Here is a 2,931-nt window from a genome sequence, read left to right as displayed (position 1 = left end):
ATTTCATCCCCATGTCTGAAGCCAGGGGCTTTCATGCTCCGATTTTCGGTAAAAATCACTCACCTCTTCTAGTAAAGATGAGTCAGAAACTTGGTCAACGCTCAACAAATCTAGGTCGAAAAATTCATCTACCCATTCAGGCCATCGTTCTTCTGGGATCAGTTCAATGGCACGGTCAAGAAGGTTCAGTAAATCTTTAGTATCAAGCTCACTACGAATCAACTGACGAAGATAACTAGGATCAATTAGCATGATAGCTCCACAGTTATGGCTGAAATAAATCTTCGCTCTTTTTAAAAATGACGGGCATAATCTCCAATTGCTTTAAGGAATTCTCCCAGAGCTTCAGGGGGTATTTTATCAATAATCTTATCCCAATCAGTATTAGGAGCGAGTTGAAGAGAAATGCCGTTAACATTACTTCCACAAAAAATGATTGTTACACCTGGATTAAGTTGTTTTAAAAATTGTGTTCGTTCTTGCTCAGAAAGTCCATTAATCTGATCAAGAATTTCCTGGGGGGTCATTTGTTTGACTCCATTTTGTTCCATCATTATCCCTCACAAATATAAGAATAGCATTGGGTTTCTAAATTGACTTAGGAAGCTATCGAAAGGTCTTGCTTCTGTTGATGGTGTTGCTGATTAACTTGATAGATTTCTGTCATGCGTTCACTAGCTACCTGCCAGAGTTGTAAAAAGTCTTTAACATCAAGTTCTTGGACTGTACGTTCTAAATCAAGAGTAACCTTCAAACTTTGTCCGTCTCCGATGAACTCAGCAAAGTCTTGTTTTGAACCTGGACTTAATTTTTCAAGGCCCATAATCATTTCCCAGAGCTTTTCAGTAGTAACATCGCGCTTTCCATTCAAAAACTCACTAATATGGTTTTCGCTAATGCCCGTGATCTGCGATAGAGCTTTCCCTGTAATCCCCCGCTTTGTTTTCACTTTTTTGAAAGTTTGCCTAAACATAAAGCTGGCGTTAGTGTATTGGTGTATAATTTATCTAGTTGATTAGCATATAGGCTAATATAGAAACAACATAGACTAATCTAATTATGTCACAACCACAAATCGCACCAACACGAATCAAGAAGAAATAAGTAAGCTGGTAACCCCAGAGTTAATAAGGGAACTCTCAGCAACTCAGAAGGCAACCAAGCTTCTCAAAAAACATCAAAATTACTTTTATTATTGCGCCAAGTTTCCAATTAACGCCAGATTAGGGGTTGCCAGAGGTCTGTAATCACTTCTGGAGAAATGAATGAAAGCTATATATAATCTGCCTTGTGGCGGATTTGATTATGATGGAAAATTTTTCTTAAGTTCCATCATCAACCCCCCTATATCACAGTTAGGGGGGACGTATGACCTGGCTTAGATACAACCGCCGAAACCCCTGTCCTGTGTGCCAAGGCGATCGCCCTGACTGTCGCCAAAACACCACCACCGGCCTTGTCCACTGCCGAAGCAACGAAGCCAACCCCAAAGACTACTTATACAGAGGTCAAGACACATGGGGATTTAATCTTTGGGCATATAAACCCGATGCAGATGCTTGGACTGATGAACGTCTCCAGGAATGGCTTGAAACAGTCACCAGTCGCCAGTCGCCAGTCACCAGTGACTCTTGGACAACCCCTAACAGTCAAACAGAGGTCAATCCAAAGAAGCTGCTGCCTATCCCAGAAAGAGATAAGGTAATAAGGGAAATATTGGGGCAATTAGAGTTAAGCGATCGCCATAGAGAGCAACTCAGAAGGAGAGGAATAAGCGATCGCTCCCTCGATGACGGAAACTACCGTAGCATAACTCAATGGCAAAGCTTAAGAAAACCTGTAGATATCAGATTATCGGGTGTGAACCAATGGGGAGATAAACTCAATAACCCCTGTGACGGTATTTTAATCCCAGTACAAGATGAAAACGGACTGTACACGGGATTAAGAGTCAACAACCTTAACCCAGACAGCAACGGTTTAGGAAAATACCTGTGGCTATCATCAAAGAACTCCAGGGGCATACCCATTGACCTACCATCGGGAGAACTGCCCATTGCGGTGTATTTGCCCGACAAGCCCCCTGAAAAACCAATAATAGGGTTCACAGAGGGACTTGAGTACAAACCCCTTCTAGCTTCCTTAAACGTGGGGATTCCGATTATTGGTGCTAGTGGTGGTAACTTTGCCAGTAGCAGTGAGGCAATAGAAGCTGCGATCGCGTCCATCAAAGAACGGTATGAATGGGAAGAAAATACCCAGTACATACTGTATGCAGATGCAGGATCAATTGTTAATAATAGTGTAGCGATCGCCTATGAAAAATTAGGACAAATCGTACCTGATTTAAAAGTAACAGATTGGGGACAATTACAGGATAAGAAACATGGCTTAGACATTGACGAAATTGATGTTGAAAAACTTGAGATAAGCTTAATTCCGATTAACGAGTTTAAGGAAAAATCAGAGCAATTAATTTACCAGAAAAAGGCATTTGAAGCCTGGAAAACTTGTAAAGTTTTTACCCCAACAAAAACAGTAGAGCAAGAATATTTAGATTTACCTGTACCAGAGAAGAACTCGGTGTTATGCGGTAAATCAGGATTAGGAACAGGAAAAACAACGAAGACAATAGAGTGGTTTAGGGAGAATTTAGAAGAGTATGGTGCAGTAAGTTTAGGATACAGAAACTCGTTACTGTATCAGTTTTGTGAAAAGACTTCTAAGGTCAAGAAAGAAACGAATAAAAATATAGAGTTTACCCATATTCATGAACAAGAAAGTAATCTGTATATTAGGAATCCCCAAGGAAAAGTAGCAGCGTGTATTAACTCTCATTATCGTTTTAGGGCTAATGACTTTGAAGAGAAAGTATTACAGAAATGTTGAATGTTAGAAAAAAGCCTGGAAAAAATCTGTTTAAAATGATAA

At 40.2% G+C, this 2,931-nt stretch carries 4 protein-coding genes; 1 reads left to right on the top strand and 3 read right to left on the bottom strand.

From position 1 onward, the window contains the following. Positions 1-3: 3 nt before the first annotated feature. The 3 genes from P9B04_RS18855 to P9B04_RS18845 are packed head-to-tail and all read right to left on the bottom strand — an operon-like array spanning position 4 to position 973. Positions 4-252, bottom strand: coding sequence for a hypothetical protein (locus P9B04_RS18855; RefSeq protein ID WP_342056515.1), 249 nt, complete (start codon positions 250-252; stop codon positions 4-6). Between the two features lie 41 nt (positions 253-293). Then, positions 294-554 (bottom strand): hypothetical protein, encoded by a 261-nt coding sequence (locus P9B04_RS18850; protein WP_342056514.1) that lies wholly within the window; start codon positions 552-554, stop codon positions 294-296. 44 nt (positions 555-598) lie between these two features. Further along, positions 599-973, bottom strand: coding sequence for a helix-turn-helix domain-containing protein (locus P9B04_RS18845; RefSeq protein ID WP_342056513.1), 375 nt, complete (start codon positions 971-973; stop codon positions 599-601). A 395-nt stretch (positions 974-1,368) separates the two neighbouring features. Here P9B04_RS18845 and P9B04_RS18840 point away from each other — a divergent pair, with 395 nt between their 5' ends. Next, positions 1,369-2,889, top strand: coding sequence for a hypothetical protein (locus tag P9B04_RS18840; RefSeq protein WP_342056512.1), 1,521 nt, complete (start codon positions 1,369-1,371; stop codon positions 2,887-2,889). The last annotated feature ends 42 nt before the right edge of the window (positions 2,890-2,931 follow it).

It is taken from the genome of Crocosphaera sp. Alani8, assembly GCF_038442745.1.
Classification (GTDB): domain Bacteria; phylum Cyanobacteriota; class Cyanobacteriia; order Cyanobacteriales; family Microcystaceae; genus Crocosphaera.
Note: the sequence above shows the minus strand (reverse complement) of the source record. Positions and strands in the feature narration are given on the sequence as shown.